Origin of the sequence: Methanohalophilus halophilus (assembly GCF_001889405.1) — an archaeon.
In the GTDB taxonomy this organism is placed as follows: Archaea; Halobacteriota; Methanosarcinia; order Methanosarcinales; family Methanosarcinaceae; genus Methanohalophilus; species Methanohalophilus halophilus.
Map to the genome: position 1 here is coordinate 209,198 of NZ_CP017921.1, position 20,412 is coordinate 229,609.

A 20,412-nucleotide genomic window follows, 5' to 3' on the forward strand; every position below is an offset into this window, starting at 1 on the left:
AAATATGAGTGACAGGATTTAAAAACCGATATCATTTGTATATGTAGCGAATTATTTTTCAGATAAATATACAGACCTGCAACATTTCGAATTCACTAAATAAAACTGAAGACCAGACGAAATGATAGCAAAAAAGAGGCATCCGGGAAGATCCCGGAAACCATACTTCATCCTTTAATCAAACCAAGCAACTCACGGCCAAAGGCGAAAAGGTCACCCGGGTGACGTGAAGTTACAAGATTGTCATCAACTACCACTTCATTATCCCGATAATCTGCACCTGCCACGATCAGGTCATCCCTGATACCGGGCCAACAAGTGGCTTTGCGACCATCCAGCACCCGGGAGGATATCAGAAGCTGCGGGCCGTGACAGATAGCAGCCACGGGTTTTTCTTCATTCATGAAATGTTTCACTATATCAAGCGCATATTCATTCAGCCGCATTGTCTCAGGTCCCTTGCCACCGGAAATTACCAATGCATCGTATTCTTCTGGATCAATCTCATCAAAGGACAGGTCCGCTTCAACATGATAGCCATGTTTACCTTCAATGGTACCACGGGAAACAGATGCCACCCTCGCATCAATACCTTCCTCTTTCAACCTGTGCAAAGGATAAAACAATTCGAGATCTTCAAAACCATCAGCTCCAAAAACCAAAACTTTCATTCAAATGTACCCCCATAAAAATTAAAAACCGGAATATAATCCGGGATTATTCCTTAAGAAGTTTCAACGCATCCCTGCAGGCAGCTACCGCGGGTGCACCAGAGGTTATGGATATGACCTCCATGGTTTCCATAATCTCTTCAGCCGTAGCCCCGTTTTTCAAGGCACTCTGCATCTGTACAACCGTGCATCGTTCACATTGCTTGGATGCCACCACTGCAAGTGCCATAAGAATCTTCATTTTTGCAGGCAGCGCACCGTCTGATAGGAGTTTCTGATTGCAATGATTGTATTTTTTCAGGAAATGCGGATCGATCTCACCCAATGTTTTCAGAATCTGCGGAGTGAAACCCAGTTTGTTACTCATACTATCCAGTAATTCTTCATGTTCAAGTTCTTCATGTTTAGACATGTAATACCCCCATTTGGTACATGCGTTTTTGGTTGCATGCTATATAAATACATTTGGTGAAGAATATTTCTCCACAGAAGCAGTTTACACCTCGATTAATATTATAATTTTTTGTGACTTCATTTTGGTTAGCAAAAATCTAAAAGTTAATTAGTCGATTATATTGTAATTAAAATTTTTAATTGCTTAAAAAAAAACCTCACACTACAGAAATTCTATCCCCATTTAGGTTATATGGGAAAATATCCTATTAGGAATTGCACCCGGGAACTTTTGCAGCAAGTTCCTGACCTGGATACAGCCGAAAGGGGTTTGGCTTTAAAAATGGGAGTGGGTGGTACGATTGAGAGCAGTGGATGGGGGTCCTATGCTCTCAATTCTCCTGTGTTTTAAAATGAGAAATGAACACATAAGCTGCATATTTGATTTAACAACAAAACAGATATGATCAATGTGGGAAAGGGTGGTTTGTATGATTAGATTTTGGGAATTATTCATGATATCTGGAATTTATGTATTGGTTACAAGCGCTGGATTTTATTTATTCGACTTTTTGCGTAAGATGGAATTCTAAATTTTTTTGAAATCAAGCCTGGTTAAACTTGCCTTAACCTGAAAACTATCTGGATATTACAGGTAATTTACACATAATCATAGTGTCAAGGGTTTTACTATTTTCAATATCCTGTTCTGCTGGCCATATGGCTGCAACGGCCCTTACATTTCAATAATTAATGGAATATAATGGATGCAAAGGTGCGTCCTGTATCCAATTGTACCATCGGCAACAATATTTTTGATATGAATGGAAATACATTAATCGGACCACTTATATACTGACATATATAGATTTTATTCAGGGGGGAGGAGCTTGCCATTTGATGCGCCGGATAAATCCAAAAATCCAGATTATAAAGATAAAATCCAGATCTCAAAACAATGTACGAATAAAGCGATCACTGAAATTATGACTATGGAAGTAGTAGGAATCGATGAGAGCACTTCTATTGAAGACACACTCGAATTAATAGGAAAATATCGGTTTCACAATTTTCCTGTTGTTGATAAGGACTACAGGCTCAAAGGTGAGATCGATCAGAACATTATCCTGGAATTGCTTTTCCATAACAGGTTACCCAGTTCCAGCCATACCCATCTGACTGCGGTAAGGTCACTGGGAGAAGATGCAAAAAGTATCATGATCCCACATCCCCTGACAGTATCTCATGACACCAGCTTATGTGAAGCTGTGGATATGATACTAAAGCACAATATAAATCATGTGTGGGTAATCGACAATAAAGATAAATTGATAGGAGTTGTCACAAAACACGATATCATTAATGAGGCGTACAGGACAGGGAAAAAAGACTGATGGAAGAAATCATTCAGAATTGATGCTTACTTCATCTATATCCAACAACCCCATAGGGTCTTCTAATAGACATTATAGTCAATATGGCAACCTATGACAGGTGGTATTCGGTGATCTATTATTTTTGTCAAATAAAGTCTATATGCTAAAGGAACATACCATGGATCGGGGATAAATCCATGAAGCCGAAAATAGACAATACAAAATTCGGTTCGATTACAATAGAAGGGGAAGAGTACGAAAAAGATGTCCTTATTCGACTGAGCGGAAATATCAAGAAAAGGAAAAAGAAACTGTCAAAAGCGATATACGGTACATCCCACAAGATATCGCTCGATGAAGCAGAACATGTTTATGAAAATGGTGCAGAGAAAATCATAATCGGCTCCGGTCAGAACGGGATGGTGGAATTATCAGATGAGGCACGTGATTTTTTCAAAGCCAAAGGTTGCAAGGTCAAACTCTGTCCTACCCCAGAGGCCATTGATAAGTGGAATTGTGCAAAAGGAAAGGTTATTGGTTTGTTCCATCTCACCTGCTAAAGCAAACGGATTTTTGAGGGACAAATCTATACAGACTGTCCTATGGAGAGGAAGTAAAAATTTCCATTGGGTAAATGAACCATTTATCGATTATCAGACAGGAAAGGTTAGGCAAAACTCCCACTATTTCAAGCCATTAGTAATACGATTCTTGAATATATCAATCATCTATAAACCAAGTTTGATGGGAATATTGGTATTCTTGAGAGGAAGCATATTGATGCTAATGAGCTTGAATCAGGATATAGATTTTAGAGAGGGGATAGATATGTATCAGTTATTACTTTATCGAGATAACTAAAAATAACTATATGTATAAAACTATGCCAATTTTTCCAATCAAATTTTACAAATTAGAACAGGCACTTTTCAAGAGGAGATAAAATGACAGAGAACAATATTACAGAAGATTTGAGAAACATGGCCCTTGAGTTAGGTGTTGATTTTATCAGTATAACTAATAAGTCCTGTTTTGAAGATTCAGATTATACTGGAAACAGGCCCCAGGATGTGATGGATAATGTACAATCAGTAATAATCCTGGGGGTTTCTTTACCACGAGGAACTTTTGAAACGTTACCAAAGGGCAGAGGTGAATATACGAATACACTTATGGCAGCTACAACCACATTGAGGTTGATTGCATTCAAGATAGCTAAACTTATTGAGAAAGAAGGTTATATGGCAACGATTGCCCCAAGTGAAGGAAGTGAGTATGGCTACTGGTATGCCAATCGTGAGACGCTTAAAGCAGATTTATCTTTCAAATATGCTGCTTATCGTGCAGGAGTGGGAAATTTTGGCATGAATCATCTTCTGATCACAAAGGATTTCGGGCCTAAAGTACGTATGACTGCCATACTGACGGATGCACCATTAGATACAGAAGAAAAAACCGAGTTGCCATTTATCAATGATGCATGCAGTGAATGCATGAAGTGTATCGAAGTATGCCCGGTTGATGCTCTTACATCAGAAGGGGTCATTCATAGAGAAAAATGCGCTGAGTATATGTTTAATGTTCTTGGCGGACTTCGATGTGGACTATGCGTTAAAGTGTGCCCTTTGAGCAATTTTTAATTAATTCAAGTGTGGAATTTCTCTGAAAAGATTAAAGATTAAATGAACTCAACCTGAGTTCCAATTAACCTTTGTTAATAGCACGTAAACCCCCTACATGAATTGCATGAAATCAGAGAGATCCAATCACTGAACCTTAGCCTGGATCTCTTTTGCAAATTCCCTTGCCTTCTGTACACGAGATTCGTCAGGCTGTCCCTTAGTAGAAGGACCCATCTCACCAAACTCTTTCATTTGTGGATCATCGGATTCCATCAACATGTCGATGACAGGTTGTGCCAACTCACCCTGACATTCGAATGTACCAAGATAATTTCCACCGGCTGCAATATCCTTGCAGGAGCCGGTCCATGAGTGAATGGCTTCGAACCCTTCAGGAACAGCATGGGTCATGAAAAATGCTATGTTCTTACCAGCTACATTCTCTTTTACAAATTCTGAAACCTTCTCAGGTATATTGAATTGCAATACCGGAAAACCCACAAACACAAGATCATAACCTTCAAAGTTGCTTACATCTGTGATGTCTTTGATATCCTTCTCACCGGTAATTTCCTCATAAATTGCTTCAGCTATCTTCTTTGTATTTCCAGTCTGTGTCATATATGTTACTAATGTTTTCATATAATCCCCCTATAATCATTAAAAAATTACTTACTACTAGTTTATATAGATACGGGATTAGTAAAATGTCTCTTTCTTTTCGGTACAGAATAGCAACTTTTTTGAGAATATCTTGATCTGGCTGTATTTTCACTGGTTGAGAAAGAAGCAATGGATAAACAGGATTTTATCAGAACTGAGAACTATGGTTTAAGGTTTAAACCGACTGCTTCTAGACGTTTAACCTCTGAGTTTAACGTTATTTTAAGAGGGGTTTAAAGTATAAAGGTAAAAACTCCTCGTGGAGTTCCATATTGTTGTTGAAAACAAGAGAACTGGCTTTTTATCTTACTGGTAGAAGGAAGAATTTGGAGTTTGTCGATCCTGTGTATAAAGTTGAAAGGGATGATTCAGGGCAATAAAGTCAGAAGATCATTGATATATCTTATTCTAAATGGAAGAAGATGGGATTCTCTAAAGGTACTTTGCATTACATGAAGCAAAATGCTAAGTCTGGTAAGCCTTTTAGTTTGAATGCTCATGTTAGGGAGAGATTGGAGATGTAGAATACTATTTCTAAATTCTAATAACACCTCCAATCTGGTTACAGTAGTTATTTTCAGCTAATTTTTTTCAATGATTTCTTTGCAGCATCCTGTACTTTTTTGTGTTTATCATACCGGCATGCTTTAAGCGGCTCAACGGATATAGGATCACCTAATTCTCCTAGTGCAAGACAAGCAGATTCTTTAACATACATATCATTAATTGAAAGGGCTTTTATGAGTGGATACACAATTTTTGGGCTTTTGATGAAACCTAAAGCCTTTACAGTTGCTCTTATTAATCTTTTTTTCTTGAAATTATTTTCATCATCCAAAATTTGAACTAAGGGCTCTATGGCATCTTCTCCAACGTTTCCTAGTGCTTGAGCTGCATAATTTCGAACACGAATATCGTCATCATCCAAAACGTGAATAAGTGGTTTTATTGCCCTTTCATCTGCAATCAGGACAAGACCCATGCTTGCATATTTTCGAACTGTAACATCTTCATTTTCTAGAGCTTCTATAACAAAATCAATGTTTTGTTGATCGTATAAGCGATTCGAAAACAAAAGGGCATTCGCTGCAGACAATCGAACATTTTTGTCTTCATCATTCAATGTTTGAAAAATTATTTTAGTTACAGATTCACTTTTAGATTCATGTAATCCCCAAACGGCGCTTTTTCTGATTTCGGCATTTCCACTTTTTAAACTTTTGAATAAACCTTCTAATGCATTTTGAGTGTCTATCTTTCCAAGTGAACATGCAGCGTTTTTCTGAACAATACTAGAGGTGTCATTAAGTGATTGAATAAGGGCATCTACAGAACGTTCATCATTTAGCTCATTAAAACATTTTGAAGCATATTCCCTTACTTCAACATCATCATTATTCAAATATTCTAAAAAGGGTTCTATAGGGGTTGATTTTTCGAATTTTCTGAATGCTTTAGTAACATTTTTAAGGTTTCTTGGAATTTGGGCATCATAATATTTGTTTAATTCTTCTACCGCTTTGTCATCATCAAATTCTTTAAGAGCTTCTTCCGCATAAGATCTAACTTCTTCATTTTTATCATTCAAAAGTTCTAATAATGGATCAATTGCTTTTGAATCACCGATACATCCAAGAGACGATGCTGCTGAAGTGCGAGCTGCCCAATATTTATGCGATAATACTTCTATAAGTGGGTCAACAGCTCTTTTATCATTTAATCCTGCAAGGGACGATGCAGCATAATCTACCACACATTCATCTTCATCATTTAAAGATTGAATAAGAGGTTCCACCGCCCGTAAATCTCCACATTCACCAAGCACCCTTGAAACAAATCTTCTTATCCTCTTATCTTCATTACTCAGGTTTTTTATAAGATATTCAATTTCATTAAAATTCGCCACTTCAAAAATTGTTTCTTCTGCTTGATGTCTAATTTTTGCATTACGATGAGTTATAGCATTGAGTATTCCTTTGAGATCTTTATTATCTATTAAAGATTGCACATTAGGGTCTGCAATTTTATCAATTGAATCCATGTTTGATTCCTATCTATTTATTAGATATTAAAATTTATGATTGAGCCAAAAAAGAACAAAAATACAAATGAAGGTAATTAAAAAAGACAAAATTGTAATGTCTACTTTTTATAGCGTTACAAAAGTTTCAATTTATTGATAGATAGGTTTTAATTAATTTATTAATAGTATTTTAAAATTAATTGTGTATATACTTTACATAAGCGTAGTGTTTTTTAGAGATAACTATAACCCAAAAAAAAGATGCGGGGAGTGGGATTCGAACCCACGAACTTCTACAAGACAGGGTCCTAAGCCCTATTTACAGGGTTACGTAATATTCGAAACCTTTATGAGTATTTAACACTGTATATATTAGTATGAAATACCCACCAGAATTTACCGGCACAAATGCAGATACACTGCAGGACTATAAAAGGCACTTAGACTTGAACAATTTTAAACCAGCAACCATAAATACAAAATTATGGAAAGTCTATGCCTTCTTGAAATTCCACAACAATATGGACGTAAAGAAAGTTACTAAACGGGAAGTAGAAGACTATATCCTACATAGACGCAAAAATAACAAACCTAAAACCGTCCATAATGACATTATTGACCTGAGGTTGTTTTTTAAATGGCTAAAACCTGAAAATAATTTTTTTGAAGACATCCGAAAAGTCAGAGAAAAAAGAAGGTTGCCTACAAATGACCCTATTACCCCAGCAGATGTTAGAAAGCTCCTACGGGCGTGCCAATCACAACGAGATCGGGCCATAACAGCTCTTACCTATGACAGTGGAGCCAGGATTAGTGAAGTGTTGGGGCTTAATGTAGGCGATGTTGTATTTGACCAATATGGAGCAGTGGTTACAGTTGATGGCAAGACCGGAATGAGACGCATAAGACTTGTTGATTCAGTACCAGAAATCCAGCTATGGATTAATCAGCACCCCTATAAAGATGATTCTAAATCGCCACTGTTCACAACAAGCAGAAAGAAAAATGAAAAATTCCAGCGTCTCAATGTAAGGACTGTCCAAAACCTATTCAAAAAACTGGCCGAGGAAGCCGGTATAAACAAAGGCGTACACCCACACGCCTTAAGACACGGTCGATTAACAGAGTTGGTAAAATTAGGCATGAAGGAGATGGAACTCAGGATATTTGCAGGATGGGAACCCGGATCAGACATGCCAGCCACATATCTACACCTTTCAGGAGAAGATGTGGATAAGAGAGTGCTTTCAATACATGGGATTGTGCCGGATGAGGACAAGCCTGAGAAGGATGAAACACTCAAACCTCGTGAATGCCCAAGATGTGGGAAGAAAAATCCCGCGGATGCAAAATACTGCAGCCAATGTTCTCTCGTATTAGATGCAAAAACAGCTATGAATCTAAAAGAGGACCGGACACAGGCTTCAAACGCCTTTAAAAATGCATTAAATAATCCTGAATTTGTAGCCAAAGTCGCCCAAATGATGCAGAAAGAGCAAGAGAGATGAAATGCATTATGTGTTCTGAGACCATCAAATTAGTTCATAAATTCCCTCATTCCAATTTGATGATGTTAAGTCACACATAATTTGCAAATGAATTCGTTTGTTTGACCTTATTTTGCAAATTTGCAGTTACAAGTAATTGATTGCACCTAAAAAACAATATATCAAATATTTTAGAATTATCACCAATAAAATTTTTTGTGGCACCTATTATTGTTTTTCGGTAATGTAGATAGAGAGTGTGATTCTATAGAAATTATCTATCAAATCAATACAACAAGAAACAAGCACTTAGGTGGAAGTAAGGGGGGGTCTGACTTTCATTTATATAAAAAGAAATACAAAGGGAAATACAACAATAAAAACGATATAAAGAGGCCCAAAATGCCACTTACAAGAACGTTAAATAAAGTAGGCAATTCTTTGAAGGTGACAATTCCTTCACAATTTGCCGAATACCTTGACCTCATAGAAGGGTCCAAGGTTAGTATAGCTTTGAAGAACAACAAAATTGTATTCGCTCCGGTCACTGCAGGCCGCCAAACCAACACAGAGACCGGAGAGGCACAAACAGCTATGGAGGGCTGCGGCAATGACTAATATTACTTCTGATGATATAAATGCTTTTGAATTTGCGCAAAATCACCGCGATATATTGTGGAATCTGGCAAAACATGGAACCCTCATTGAGAAAGCGATGGCAAAAGCTTATCTCGAACTCTATGGAGGTCAAAAATGAATCAATATTATACATTTTCCTCAAAGCATTTTGTCTTCTATTTCAGAAAGCAAAATGATATTGAAAATATCTCCAGGTCTTTCATTTCATTTGGCACAAGGAGGGTGGAGTAATGTCTACTGATACTACCCTCCAAAATCCTTTTTCAGAACCTAGTAAACATACGTTGAGGGTAATCATTGACAATATTCAGAAAGTCATAAAAACACCACCAATAAAACCTGATGATACATGGACTTACCATATCCATATAGAAGGTAAAGTCTTAATTCTGACAGGTGCACAATTATCCAAAGGTCCCGGAAGATTCAAAACTTTGTATTTGGATAACTTTGGCAAATACCTCCATATACAGAAAACAGATGATTGGTACAAATTTGTGGAGTATATTTGGGGCATTGCAGAAGAAGGGAGGCTCGAAGAAACAAGTGCTGTTATAGCAGCAGACCTAATTTTTGAGCAAATATGTGTTGATTTTGATGTAACTGACGACAAGACAAGACTGCTCGAAGGGGAAGCATGTTACTGTTTAGTTTTGCATAAACCAAATGATCAACTCTATATGGTTGTACCTTCAGCAGCTGTAATTGAACTATCAAAAGAATGTGGTGCAAGGGCACCTATAGAGGAGGTTAGTGCAGCTATGAGAGCCAGAGGCTACAAAACAGCTAATACTGCCCTTGTGAAAGCAAATGGCACCCCTGTAAGATGTTGGTGGTTATTGCCAAAGGCAATTGAGGAATATGGAGTAGACTTGTCCAATTTTGAGGTGGAATTGTGAGATGGGTAACACCTCTATTACCCTTATTTTTCCTTAAAAGGGGGTGTTACCCCTGTTACCCTGTTACCATAGTAGTGTACGGTAGCGTTTTTTTGGTAACATCCCCTCTAAAAAAGGTGTTACCCTTGTTACATTGGGGTGATGCACATGTCTAATTTGGCAATATGGGGGGCACCAGGAACAGGCAAGACATCAGCTTTGATTGAAAAATACCTACAGAAATCAGGTAAGAAACTGATTGTCACATTTTCTAGATCAACAGCTGACGATATACGTAAAAGGCTCAGTGATCTAAATGGAGAAGAGGTTACAAAGGACGAGGTAAATACCATACATGGAACTTGTAATTGTTTGTTAGCTGAAAAGAAAAATGTGAAATTGATGAAACCAAATGATTACAAACGTTTTGAGAATGATACGGGAAATAAACTATCAAAACCAACACATGATGAAACGGAACCTTCCAAAAGTCGAGGTCTGGTTGATTGTTGGGGGTGGATGCAGAACACAGGCACACCTTATAAAAAAATAACAAAATTTCCGGGTTGGAAGGAACTAAAAATACCCCCATCACAAGCAAGAAAAGTCATAAAAGACTTCCAACAATGGAAACTAGATAATGATAAAATAAATTTCACAGATATGCTCGTAGAAGTGCTTAGGCATCAATTGATACCAGACTGTGATGTTTTATTGGTGGACGAATTTCAAGACCTGACTGCACTCCAATTTAAAATTATAAAACTATGGAGTGAAAATATAGATACAGTAATAATAGCAGGTGACCCGTTACAATCCATATATGGGTTTTGGGGTGGTAGCCCAGAATATTTCAAGCAATTTGATAGTGAACAAACTGTTCTCGACAAAAGTTACAGGTTACCAGCAGCAATATGGGAATATGCATGTGGGCTGGCTAATAGATATAATATGGATATTCCAAAAATAGATACAACAGCACAAGAAGGAAAAATCGATCACTTAAATTACAAACAGTATTTGGCTCATAAATCCTTCTGGAAGGGAAATAAAAATTTCAAAGTATTCCATCTTGTGAGATCTAACTATCAGGCTGCACGCATTGCCCATGAAATGGCTCGTGAAGGAATTCTATGGGCAGGTATTAGTGGATGGACCAAACAGGAAATTATCGTGCTCAATATACTTATAATGGCAAAACATGGAATTGAGAAACTAGTTCTATCGAAGTCTGATATTCTTGCAATGCTGGACCAATTTCCAGTTAACTATTTTTCATATGGTGGTTCAAAGAAAAGTATTAAGGCAGCCATCGAGGAAGAACAATATCGTGATGATTATGGACCACTTTTCGTTGGAGATTCATTGTACAAAATATTGGAATCACCAAATCCTGTAAATTACATGTCTAACCCTTCAGATCTAAAATACGAGAAGTTCCAAGCTGCATTAGAAAAATATGCCGAAGAAGTTACATGGAGCGAAGCAGAAGCAACTGTTCTCACAACTATACATGGAAGTAAGGGACTTGAAGCAGATAGAGTTTTTTTGCATACTGGAATAAGCAATAAAATAAAGAAAGAAATGCGTAAAGATCCTGCTGAAGAAGCTAGAGTATTCTATGTAGGTATAACTAGATCCAAAGAGGAACTAATCGTTGTGAAAGATAAAGGCAAAAATTTCCCTCTGACAAGGAGGCAATAAAGTGCCTACAAATGCAGAAAAGATAGAGGCACAAAGACGATATCTGGATATGTTACAGGACAAATATAACAAAACTCCTGTATCAATCAAAATAAAGGAAGGGAAAAATCCAGACCCTCAGAATATAGACATGAAACTGTATAAATGGTTACCATATAAGGATGTATGGCACCTTGTAGAGGAGCCCATATATACACGATCAATAATGCCTAATGAAGTGTTTATAGACCCTGACACTGACGATTGGTGGACCATGCAGGCATCTATATCTCGACTTCTGGAATACTGCATGAAAAACTATATCCCATTTAATGAATGCGCTTTTAGTGGTGGCAAAGGAATACACGTTTCCTTTTTATTATCTCCTTTTAATCTTCCTGAAAAACTGGAAAGATCTATTAAGTCATTTAACATAGATTATATGCGAATAATTAGACAGATATTAGTTACCCAACTGTTACAGGAAGCAGCTATTCATCCAGATAAAATCGGCCTTGATTGGGGCAAAATCAAGTTCAGTAAAGATAGAAAAGGGACACAAGTTCGCTGCTTTGGCACCACTCGTAAAGATGGTAATTTTAAGACCCAGATTGAGTTGGATAAAATACCAGTTGAGCCTCCAAAACCAGGGAGTTTGCCCCTGAAAATACCAGATAGAATTCAAGAATGGGATATTACAGACACACATTATCACACCATAATAATTGAAGCACTAAAAGCAGAATGTGACAGGGTAAAGAAAGCCAATAGGAATCCAACAAAGGATGTTGAAATCAACGATGAACTTCAAAACTTCCCTTGTATGCGTTACATTATGGCTAATATTGCCGAAATGAAACATGGACGATATGAAGCAGCTAAGGCGATTGTTCTATTATGCGAAAAACTGGGAAAGTCAGAAGATGAAACATACGAAGCAGTACATGAAATCATAAAGAAATGTAAACACTTTACACCTTCGGAACCTGAACTGTATATACATAATGCCATGACTGTCTACGGGGGAAAATATCACTTTAGCTGCATTAAAACTCGTGATCTTGTGGGTTCCGTTGGATGCGATAAGGATAACTGCCCGATCTCTCAGGCATACAGGCAGGCACAGAAACTAACAAAGGCAGACATATCACCCAATACGGTATCGGTTGAGAGGTGGCCAGGATGTATTCATAACGTCCTTGAAGCAAGGGACCCAACCGAAGACATGCTTATTTTATTGTCTGCTTTTTTAGGACAGATGGGAATACCTAAAGAATCTGCACAGGCGATATACAAATAGGAAACCGACAACATGCAGCCTTTTAATATTGCTTATCAAAGGTTAAAAACTTCCAGTTGTGACAAAATCCGGGAAATGGGAATATGTAAACCGGGTCCAAGTTGTATAAATGTTCCAAGTCCTAGATATGCAGCTGATAAAAAAGCAAATGCAGAGAGATTAAAAAGGCAACTTCAGAAGTAAATAAGATCATATTTATTAAATTATTATTGCCTTACCATTTGTCGCCTTGTATGGATGAGTTTATATAAAATAGCGACCTTCAACCTCCCTCAAAATACGCATATAGTAGAAAATATATAATATACTGTGTGTTTTGGATGTTGATTTAGGACATATCATAAATGAACATAATCATATGACATCTGCATTAATCTCCTGATTATTTCTTCATTATCTACAAGATCTTTTTTTACCAAACGGATTCTTTGAAGCCCACTTCTACGGTTGTAATCCATAAGGTCTAAGCCTGATTCAAGAAGCTCGTTTTGGATATCTTCTGAGTCTTCTAGTTTTAATCGCATAATCAGGTAACTTTTCCTTGCCTTAAAACTTACAAAATTATCTGCTGAACCGTCTTTTGCCAAACCAATATAATATTTGTTATATTTGAGTTCAAAGGTGGGATCGATCTCTTTGATTAATTGAAGTAAATTATCCGTCAGTTCCACTGTTTCTTTAGATCCTTTATTTTCCCAATAATACCTATCTACAACTTCAGTTACTTCCTCATCTTCATCGATGAGACCAAGTTCAAATTCATCCAGTATCTTTGTGAAAGTCAGAGCAAGGCCGGAAGTATTTTCCACTTCATAAGCATTCATTTGGATGGCAACAATAGGTATGTTGCCGTTAAAGAGCTGGATTACATTAAAAAATCGACTTGTAATATCCTCGGCTATAATCACAGCACAATGGTCATATTGTGGATATTTCTTTCTTTCATTATCCCAGTATTCTATAGTCCTTATTATGTGAGATTCATCTGTTTTACCTAATTGAATTTCAACTTCATATCTTTTTAAAGAATCAGGGTCCTGAAGTAATAAATCAAGCCGACCAGCACCTCGATGATTGCGTTCTATATCTTTCAGAATCAAATCTCCAAACCCTAGTATTGAAGGATCAGAAGATATTTGCTCCTGTATCCATTTTTCATTTATACCAGAATTTCGTTTCAAAGAAATCTTTTTAAGGTTTATTAAATGCACACCGACCACACCCCAATACATTACTATAGAATAGATATGTGGAAGTCAAGATATAAAAATTATTTTTACCAAAATTCTGAACATGTCTAACAAAAACAGCATAAAATCATTAAACTTTTAATTAACAAACATATTATAGATAAATACAATGATCCAGACCTATCCACAATTAATCTCCATATCCTAAAAAAATAAGTTTACTTCAGCGAGATCAAACGCATGAGCCACAATCAAAAACCCGAACAAGTAGCCAGAGATCTTATAGATAAAAAGTTGGATGATTCGGGCTGGGCTGTGCAGGATAAGAATCGGCTCGACTGGAACGCTTCGACCGGTGTTGCGATAAAGGAATACCAGACCGAGGTGGGACCTGCAGACTATGTACTTTTTGTGAATCAGAAGCCTGTCGGAGTTATTGAAGCCAAAAGGGAAGAGGAAGGTCACCACCTTACTGTTGTTGAAGAGCAGTCAGCTGAATATGCTACGAGCAAGTTGAAGTACCTCAATAATGAACCACTTCCTTTTGTGTATGAAAGTACGGGGAAAGTTACAAGATATACTGATTATCGGGACCCAAAGCCAAGATCCAGGCCTGCTTTCTCATTTCATCGTCCGGAAACATTTCTGCATTATCTCAAACAGGAGAAGAGTTTAAGGGAAAGACTCCTTGAAATGCCCGATTTTAAAACAGATGGATTACGTGATTGCCAGATTCGGGCCATTTACAATCTTGAAGAATCTTTTAAAGAAAACCGTCCCCGTGCTCTGGTGCAGATGGCTACAGGATCGGGAAAAACCTATACTGCCATCACGTTCATTTACAGATTGCTGAAGTTTGCCGATGCTAAGAAAATACTTTTCCTTGTGGATACACGTAACCTGGGAGAACAGGCTGAACAGGAATTCATGGCCTATGTACCCAATGATGATAACCGCAAATTTACCGAACTCTATAATGTCCAGCGCCTGACTTCCAATTATATTTCCTCGGATAGCCAGGTGTGCATCTCCACTATACAGAGACTTTATTCCATACTGAAAGGTGAAGAACTGGACGAGGAATCAGAAGAGGAAAATCCGGCTGAAAAAGAGTGGAAACCAAAAGAACCCCTGCCGGTTGTATATAATGAGAATGTTCCCATAGAAGAATTTGACTTCGTGGTTATCGATGAGTGTCATCGCTCCATCTACAATCTGTGGCAGCAGGTGCTTGATTACTTTGATGCTTTCCTGATCGGCCTGACGGCTACACCAGATAAACGTACCTTTGCTTTTTTCAATGAGAATGTGGTGAGCGAGTACAGTCATGAGGAAGCCGTGGCAGACGGGGTGAATGTGGGTTATGAGGTTTATACGATTGAGACCGAGATCACCAAAAACGGAGCAGAGATCAAGGCCGAGGAGTTTGTCGATAAACGTGAGAAACTGTCCCGCAAAAAACGCTGGGAGCAGCTTGATGAAGATTTCACATATACTTCAAATAAACTGGATCGTGATGTGGTTAATCCCAGCCAGATAAGAAATGTGATTCGCACTTTCAAGAATAAACTTCCCGAGATTTTCCCGGGCAGAAAAGAGTTACCCAAGACCCTGATCTTTGCCAAGACGGACAGCCATGCGGATGATATTATCCAGATCGTGCGAGAAGAGTTCGGAGAGGGGAATGCTTTCTGCAAGAAGGTGACGTACAAGGTGGATGAAGACCCGAAATCCGTCCTGTCCCAGTTCAGGAATGATTACAATCCCAGAATAGCGGTTACTGTGGACATGATTGCTACCGGCACGGATGTCAAGCCGCTGGAATGCCTTATGTTCATGAGGGATGTGAAGAGCCGCAATTACTTCGAGCAGATGAAGGGACGCGGTACACGCACCCTGGATTTTGATGATTTGCAGAAGGTGACTCCCTCGTCAATCTCGGCCAAGACGCATTTTGTGATCGTGGATGCTGTGGGTGTTACCAAATCCATGAAGACCGACAGCCGGCCTCTGGAGCGCAAGAAGGGCATTCCTATGAAGGATCTGCTTGGAGCGGTCACCTTCGGAGCAGAGGATGAGGACGTTTATGTTTCTTTGGCCAACCGGCTGGCAAGATTGGAAAAACAGATTACACCACAGGAGCGGGAAACCTTTGCCGAGAAGACTGGCGGGAAAGAAATCAATGAGGCCATTAAGGATTTGCTCAATGCCCACAACCCGGATGTAATCGAGGCAAAGACGCAAATGATTCAGACAGAAGAGCCGGAAATGTCTGAAAATGAGGCCAGAAGGAAGGCACGGGAGAATTTATTCAGCACTGCAAGGGCTACCTTTACCGGCCAGTTGAATGAGTATCTGGAAAATGTGCGCAAGGTCCATGAACAGATTATCGATACGGTAAATACGGATACAATCCTGAGAGCGGAATGGGACGAGGATGCTGTTATCAGGGCTGATGAGGTGGTAAGTGATTTCAAAACCTATCTGGAGGCAAACCGGGAGGAGATCACGGCCCTGAAGATTTTCTATAACCAGCCCTATCAGCGCAGGGATGTCACTTTCAGGATGATCAAGGATGTGCTGGAAAAACTAAAAGCTGAGAAGCCCTATCTGGCTCCGTTGAGGGTCTGGCAGGCCTACGAGCAGCTGGAGGAGGTCAACGGGAATTCCCCGAAGAACGAACTCACAGCCCTGATCTCCCTGATCCGCAGGGTTACCGAGATAGACCCGGTACTGACTTCCTATGACTTAACCGTAAGCAGGAATTTCCAGAACTGGGTATTCGATAAGCAGGCCGGTACCCTGAAATTCAATGAAGACCAGATGGGCTGGCTGCGAATGATCAGGGATTACGTGGCTACCAGTTTCCATCTGGAAATCGATGACCTGGATTATCCTCCGTTCGATGCACTGGGAGGACGTGGCCGGATGTACCAGCTCTTCGGAAATGAGATGAACACGATGATTGATGAATTGAATGAGGCACTGGCGGTTTGAACTCTTATGGTCTTTCAATAAATGAAGTTGTGTGATGGCATGAAAATTCTATATGATACTAATATTTTGATTCACATACAGGACCCGAAAATTCTTTCTCCAGATCTTCAAGAGTTACTTGCACTAATCAGAGAACATAGTCATCAAGAGGTTATTCATCCTGCTTCTCTCAAGGATATAGAAAATGATAATGACGCTGAAAGAAGAGAGATGATTCTATCAAAACTTCATGGTTATCCAATACTACCATCACCACCTCAACCAAATGATTCATTTGTGTCTTTGGTAGGCACACCTTCAAATTCACATGACATAAATGATAACGAAATACTGTATTCACTTTATAAAGATCTCGTAGATTTTATTATTACAGAAGATAAAGGAATACGGAGAAAAGCATTCCGACTGGATGTTGACGATCGCGTTTTTTCTATCTCTTCAGCACTTGACTATTTCAAAAGATTATATAAAAGGTACGAACCCAAACATACATTGTTAAAGCAATTATATGCTCATGAAATTGACATTGATCAACCCTTTTTTGATTCTCTAAAAAGAGATTATACCAATTTTCAGCAGTGGTGGACGGAAAAATGTGTGAAACAAAGTCGTAAATGTTGGATATATGAAGAGGAAGGGGAAATAAAGGGATTTCTGATGCTCAAAGAGGAAACTGAAGCAATAGACACATATCCTCCTCAACCTATTAAATCTCGGGTCAAAATAACAACTTTAAAAGTAGATTTGTCCGGTTCTAAAATGGGAGAACTGTTTCTAAAAATAGCATTTCAATACTGCATAAATAACAATTTCTTTGAGATATACCTCACCCATTTTGAAACAAACGATGATTCTCTAGTATATGTAATTGGAAATTATGGTTTTGAGAACATTGGAAAGAGAACCTCCAATGGTGAAGATGTATATTTAAAAAAATTCAAAGTGGAAGACACAGGGTTAGAACCTCTTACGATTGCCAATCGATATTATCCATGTTTTAAAGATGATGAAAACATCAAAAAATTTATCATTCCAATCCAACCAGACTATCACGATACTCTTTTTCCTGATTGTTCCAGAAGACAGTTGACTTTTGATGACTATACAAAAATAAACGTTCCTGGAAACGCAATTAAAAAAGCCTATTTGTCGTCCTCAAGAATAACAAAAATAACTCCGGGAAGTATAGTTCTGTTCTATCGCTCTAGAGATCAAAAAGCAATTACAGCTGTAGGTGTGGTCGATCAAGATCCAATTAGAACAACAGACCCCGCAGAACTGAAAAGAATTGTGGGAAAAAGAAGTGTGTATTCCGATGAAGAACTCATGGGATGGACAAAGAAAAACGTATTTGTGATTCCATTTAAACACCATTTATATTTACCAAATCCCTTAAACTTAAACTATTTGAAGGAAAAAGGTATTCTTAAGAGCCACCCCCAATCAATAACAGAAATAAACCATGAACGATATGTAGCCCTAAAAAGTGGTGGCAAACTCGATGAACGTTTTACTGTCAATTAAACCAGAATATGTTGATGAAATCCTAAAAGGAAAAAAGAAATTCGAGTTCAGGAAGTCCATTTTTAAAAGAAGAGATATCACCAAAGTCTTCATTTATTCAAGTTCACCAGTCAAAAAAATTGTTGCATCATTTGAAATTGCCGGCATCATCGAAGATTATCCCGAAAATATATGGGATCAATGCCATGAATATGGAGGTATTACCAAAAACGATTTTTTTGACTATTTCAGTAATACTCAAATTGGTTATGCAATCAAGATTTGCAATCTCCATGAGTTCTCCAAACCAATCGATCCCTATCTGCTAAAAAAAGACTTCAGGCCACCTCAATCTTATTATTATCTGCCTTTAGATTATTTCAGAGATTATGAACCAGTATTAATGGAATCTGGTAACGAGTATCGTACTGAAATGGACAGCAAATTAGATACGCAAAAAAACATGCTGAATAAGAATATTTTAAAATTTGAGGAGAAGTACGGGTGGAAAACAGTTCGTTTAGGTGATTTTGCCATATATAAAAAAGGAAAAAAACCAAAAAAACAACAATCAGAAGGGTCTGATGTATTCAAATATCCATATATCAATATCAGAGCTTTTGATAAAGGGGAAATAAAATATTATACTGATGGAGAGAATTGTGTAATATGTGAAGAAGATGACCTAGTAATGGTTTGGGATGGGTCTCGTAGTGGTTATGTTGGAAAGGCAATAAAAGGTGCATTAGGTAGCACCTTAATGCGTCTCAAGATCCAAGCTACAGAAAATAAATTTGCTTATTATTTTCTGAAATCTAAATATCTTGAAATTAATACAAGAACAAAGGGAACAGGCACACCTCATGTTGACCCTGCTATCCTGTGGAATTATCAATTTCCCTTACCACCCCTCCCCGAACAACGCGCCATCGTTTCCAAAATCGAGCAACTCTTCAGCGAACTGGACAACGGCATAGCCAACCTCAAAAAGGCACAGGAGCAACTCAAAGTGTACCGGCAGGCGGTGCTGAAGAAGGCATTTGAGGGAGAACTTACGCGAGAGTGGCGACAGCAGCAGACTGACCTGCCGGATGCGGAGGAATTGTTGGAGCAGATTCGAAAGGAGAGGGAAGAAAGCTACAACAGGAAACTGGATGAATGGAAAGCGGCGGTTAAAGAGTGGGAAGATGGTGGAAAGAAAGAGAAGAAGCCTTCCAAACCAAAAATGAGCAAAGAAAACAATCTCCTATCTGAAAGTAAAATAAGTAACTTATCCAATTTACCAAAAAAATGGACATGGACAAAGATAAAGGAAATTTCAATTGTAGGAACTGGAATCACACCTCTAAAAAAAAGACGGGATTTCTACGAAAATGGAACAATTCCTTGGATTACTAGTGGAGCACTAAACAAATCCTATGTGAATCTACCATCTGGATACGTTACTGAAACTGCTTTAAATGAAACAAATCTGAAAATTTATCCTAAGCATACTCTACTTGTAGCTCTTTATGGAGAAGGAAAAACACGCGGTAAGTGCTCTGAATTGCTAATTGAAGCAACAACAAATCAAGCTATTGCTGCAATTGTTCAAGAAGGAACTGAAGAAAAAATAAGACCATATTTAAGATGGTTTTTGATGAAAAATTATGATGAAATTAGATTAAAATCTTCTGGCGGAGTGCAACCAAATCTAAATTTAGGAATTATAGAAAATACATTCGTACCTCTTTGCCACTTAAATGAACAACAAGCCATCGTCTCCGAAATCGAAACCCGCCTTTCAGTTTGCGATAAAGTTGAGCAGGACATCGAGGAAAATCTGGAAAAGGCAGAAGCGCTGCGCCAGAGCATCCTGAAAAAGGCCTTTGAGGGGAAACTGCTCAACCAGCAGGAACTGGAAGAGGTACACAATGCACCGGACTGGGAACCTGCAGAGGTGCTGCTGGAGAAGGTACAGGCGGAGATAGCCGGTGCGAAATAAAAC

The 20,412-nt window shown here is 38.3% G+C and carries 17 protein-coding genes; 12 read left to right on the plus strand and 5 right to left on the minus strand.

What is annotated here, in order from left to right; genetic code table 11:
- Nucleotides 1-167: 167 nt before the first annotated feature.
- Nucleotides 168-671, minus strand: a complete 504-nt coding sequence (locus BHR79_RS01070; RefSeq protein WP_072560416.1) for a type 1 glutamine amidotransferase domain-containing protein — start codon at nucleotides 669-671, stop codon at nucleotides 168-170.
- A gap of 46 nt (nucleotides 672-717) precedes the next feature.
- Nucleotides 718-1,083 carry a carboxymuconolactone decarboxylase family protein gene (locus BHR79_RS01075; protein ID WP_072560417.1) on the minus strand — a complete coding sequence of 122 codons (366 nt, stop codon included), beginning with the start codon at nucleotides 1,081-1,083 and terminating at the stop codon, nucleotides 718-720.
- An 871-nt stretch (nucleotides 1,084-1,954) separates the two neighbouring features.
- On the opposite strand from BHR79_RS01075, the gene BHR79_RS01080 reads away from it, so the two are divergent.
- The 3 genes from BHR79_RS01080 (at nucleotide 1,955) to BHR79_RS01095 (ending at nucleotide 4,080) form a co-directional block, all read left to right on the plus strand.
- A complete protein-coding gene (locus tag BHR79_RS01080) occupies nucleotides 1,955-2,458 on the plus strand; it encodes a CBS domain-containing protein (protein WP_072560419.1) in 504 nt (167 codons plus the stop codon).
- A gap of 179 nt (nucleotides 2,459-2,637) precedes the next feature.
- Nucleotides 2,638-3,000, plus strand: coding sequence for an Mth938-like domain-containing protein (locus tag BHR79_RS01085; RefSeq protein ID WP_072560421.1), 363 nt, complete (start codon nucleotides 2,638-2,640; stop codon nucleotides 2,998-3,000).
- Between the two features lie 384 nt (nucleotides 3,001-3,384).
- Complete coding sequence (locus tag BHR79_RS01095; RefSeq protein ID WP_072560425.1) at nucleotides 3,385-4,080, plus strand: 4Fe-4S binding protein; 696 nt, start codon at nucleotides 3,385-3,387, stop codon at nucleotides 4,078-4,080.
- Between the two features lie 126 nt (nucleotides 4,081-4,206).
- Here BHR79_RS01095 and BHR79_RS01100 read toward each other — a convergent pair whose 3' ends face one another.
- Nucleotides 4,207-4,704, minus strand: coding sequence for a flavodoxin family protein (locus tag BHR79_RS01100; protein ID WP_072560427.1), 498 nt, complete (start codon nucleotides 4,702-4,704; stop codon nucleotides 4,207-4,209).
- 598 nt (nucleotides 4,705-5,302) lie between these two features.
- The gene (locus tag BHR79_RS01110; RefSeq protein ID WP_072560429.1) at nucleotides 5,303-6,766 is read right to left on the minus strand and encodes a HEAT repeat domain-containing protein; all 1,464 of its coding nucleotides are present in this window, start codon (nucleotides 6,764-6,766) and stop codon (nucleotides 5,303-5,305) included.
- A 359-nt stretch (nucleotides 6,767-7,125) separates the two neighbouring features.
- Here BHR79_RS01110 and BHR79_RS01115 point away from each other — a divergent pair, with 359 nt between their 5' ends.
- The 6 genes from BHR79_RS01115 to BHR79_RS01135 all read left to right on the plus strand — a co-directional run bounded on the left by BHR79_RS01115 (nucleotide 7,126) and on the right by BHR79_RS01135 (nucleotide 12,735).
- Nucleotides 7,126-8,256: a tyrosine-type recombinase/integrase gene (locus BHR79_RS01115; protein WP_072560430.1), complete on the plus strand. Its 1,131-nt coding sequence runs from the start codon at nucleotides 7,126-7,128 to the stop codon at nucleotides 8,254-8,256.
- 381 nt (nucleotides 8,257-8,637) lie between these two features.
- Nucleotides 8,638-8,853, plus strand: a complete 216-nt coding sequence (locus BHR79_RS10445; protein WP_143743522.1) for an AbrB/MazE/SpoVT family DNA-binding domain-containing protein — start codon at nucleotides 8,638-8,640, stop codon at nucleotides 8,851-8,853.
- Nucleotides 8,846-8,992 carry a hypothetical protein gene (locus tag BHR79_RS10450; RefSeq protein WP_157198639.1) on the plus strand — a complete coding sequence of 49 codons (147 nt, stop codon included), beginning with the start codon at nucleotides 8,846-8,848 and terminating at the stop codon, nucleotides 8,990-8,992. Before BHR79_RS10445 ends, BHR79_RS10450 begins: the two co-directional genes overlap by 8 nt.
- A 112-nt stretch (nucleotides 8,993-9,104) precedes the next feature.
- Nucleotides 9,105-9,773, plus strand: coding sequence for a hypothetical protein (locus tag BHR79_RS01125; protein WP_072560434.1), 669 nt, complete (start codon nucleotides 9,105-9,107; stop codon nucleotides 9,771-9,773).
- Nucleotides 9,774-9,920: 147 nt separating this feature from the next.
- The gene (locus tag BHR79_RS01130; RefSeq protein WP_072560436.1) at nucleotides 9,921-11,456 is read left to right on the plus strand and encodes a UvrD-helicase domain-containing protein; all 1,536 of its coding nucleotides are present in this window, start codon (nucleotides 9,921-9,923) and stop codon (nucleotides 11,454-11,456) included.
- A gap of 1 nt (nucleotide 11,457) precedes the next feature.
- Nucleotides 11,458-12,735: a hypothetical protein gene (locus BHR79_RS01135; protein WP_072560438.1), complete on the plus strand. Its 1,278-nt coding sequence runs from the start codon at nucleotides 11,458-11,460 to the stop codon at nucleotides 12,733-12,735.
- A gap of 338 nt (nucleotides 12,736-13,073) precedes the next feature.
- Here BHR79_RS01135 and BHR79_RS01140 read toward each other — a convergent pair whose 3' ends face one another.
- A complete protein-coding gene (locus tag BHR79_RS01140; RefSeq protein ID WP_091828922.1) occupies nucleotides 13,074-13,946 on the minus strand; it encodes a DUF5655 domain-containing protein in 873 nt (290 codons plus the stop codon).
- 219 nt (nucleotides 13,947-14,165) lie between these two features.
- Between BHR79_RS01140 and BHR79_RS01145 the strand changes: the two genes are divergently transcribed.
- From BHR79_RS01145 to BHR79_RS01155, 3 genes are read left to right on the plus strand one after another with little or no spacing between them, the layout of a single operon-like run.
- On the plus strand, nucleotides 14,166-16,922 hold the full coding sequence (locus BHR79_RS01145) for a type I restriction endonuclease subunit R (protein WP_072560442.1): 2,757 nt from the start codon (nucleotides 14,166-14,168) through the stop codon (nucleotides 16,920-16,922).
- A gap of 39 nt (nucleotides 16,923-16,961) precedes the next feature.
- Nucleotides 16,962-18,446, plus strand: a complete 1,485-nt coding sequence (locus BHR79_RS01150; protein WP_072562247.1) for a PIN domain-containing protein — start codon at nucleotides 16,962-16,964, stop codon at nucleotides 18,444-18,446.
- Nucleotides 18,424-20,409: a restriction endonuclease subunit S gene (locus tag BHR79_RS01155; protein WP_072560444.1), complete on the plus strand. Its 1,986-nt coding sequence runs from the start codon at nucleotides 18,424-18,426 to the stop codon at nucleotides 20,407-20,409. The genes BHR79_RS01150 and BHR79_RS01155 overlap by 23 nt, the downstream gene beginning before the upstream one ends.
- The last annotated feature ends 3 nt before the right edge of the window (nucleotides 20,410-20,412 follow it).

Coding starts and splice junctions, on each gene's coding strand:
- BHR79_RS01070 (WP_072560416.1), bottom strand. CDS start 671: ATGAAAGTTTTGGTTTTTGGAGCTGATGGTTTTGAAGATCTCGAATTG.
- BHR79_RS01075 (WP_072560417.1), bottom strand. CDS start 1,083: ATGTCTAAACATGAAGAACTTGAACATGAAGAATTACTGGATAGTATG.
- BHR79_RS01085 (WP_072560421.1), top strand. CDS start 2,638: ATGAAGCCGAAAATAGACAATACAAAATTCGGTTCGATTACAATAGAA.
- BHR79_RS01095 (WP_072560425.1), top strand. CDS start 3,385: ATGACAGAGAACAATATTACAGAAGATTTGAGAAACATGGCCCTTGAG.
- BHR79_RS01100 (WP_072560427.1), bottom strand. CDS start 4,704: ATGAAAACATTAGTAACATATATGACACAGACTGGAAATACAAAGAAG.
- BHR79_RS01110 (WP_072560429.1), bottom strand. CDS start 6,766: ATGGATTCAATTGATAAAATTGCAGACCCTAATGTGCAATCTTTAATA.
- BHR79_RS01115 (WP_072560430.1), top strand. CDS start 7,126: ATGAAATACCCACCAGAATTTACCGGCACAAATGCAGATACACTGCAG.
- BHR79_RS10445 (WP_143743522.1), top strand. CDS start 8,638: ATGCCACTTACAAGAACGTTAAATAAAGTAGGCAATTCTTTGAAGGTG.
- BHR79_RS10450 (WP_157198639.1), top strand. CDS start 8,846: ATGACTAATATTACTTCTGATGATATAAATGCTTTTGAATTTGCGCAA.
- BHR79_RS01125 (WP_072560434.1), top strand. CDS start 9,105: ATGTCTACTGATACTACCCTCCAAAATCCTTTTTCAGAACCTAGTAAA.
- BHR79_RS01130 (WP_072560436.1), top strand. CDS start 9,921: ATGTCTAATTTGGCAATATGGGGGGCACCAGGAACAGGCAAGACATCA.
- BHR79_RS01145 (WP_072560442.1), top strand. CDS start 14,166: ATGAGCCACAATCAAAAACCCGAACAAGTAGCCAGAGATCTTATAGAT.
- BHR79_RS01150 (WP_072562247.1), top strand. CDS start 16,962: ATGAAAATTCTATATGATACTAATATTTTGATTCACATACAGGACCCG.
- BHR79_RS01155 (WP_072560444.1), top strand. CDS start 18,424: ATGAACGTTTTACTGTCAATTAAACCAGAATATGTTGATGAAATCCTA.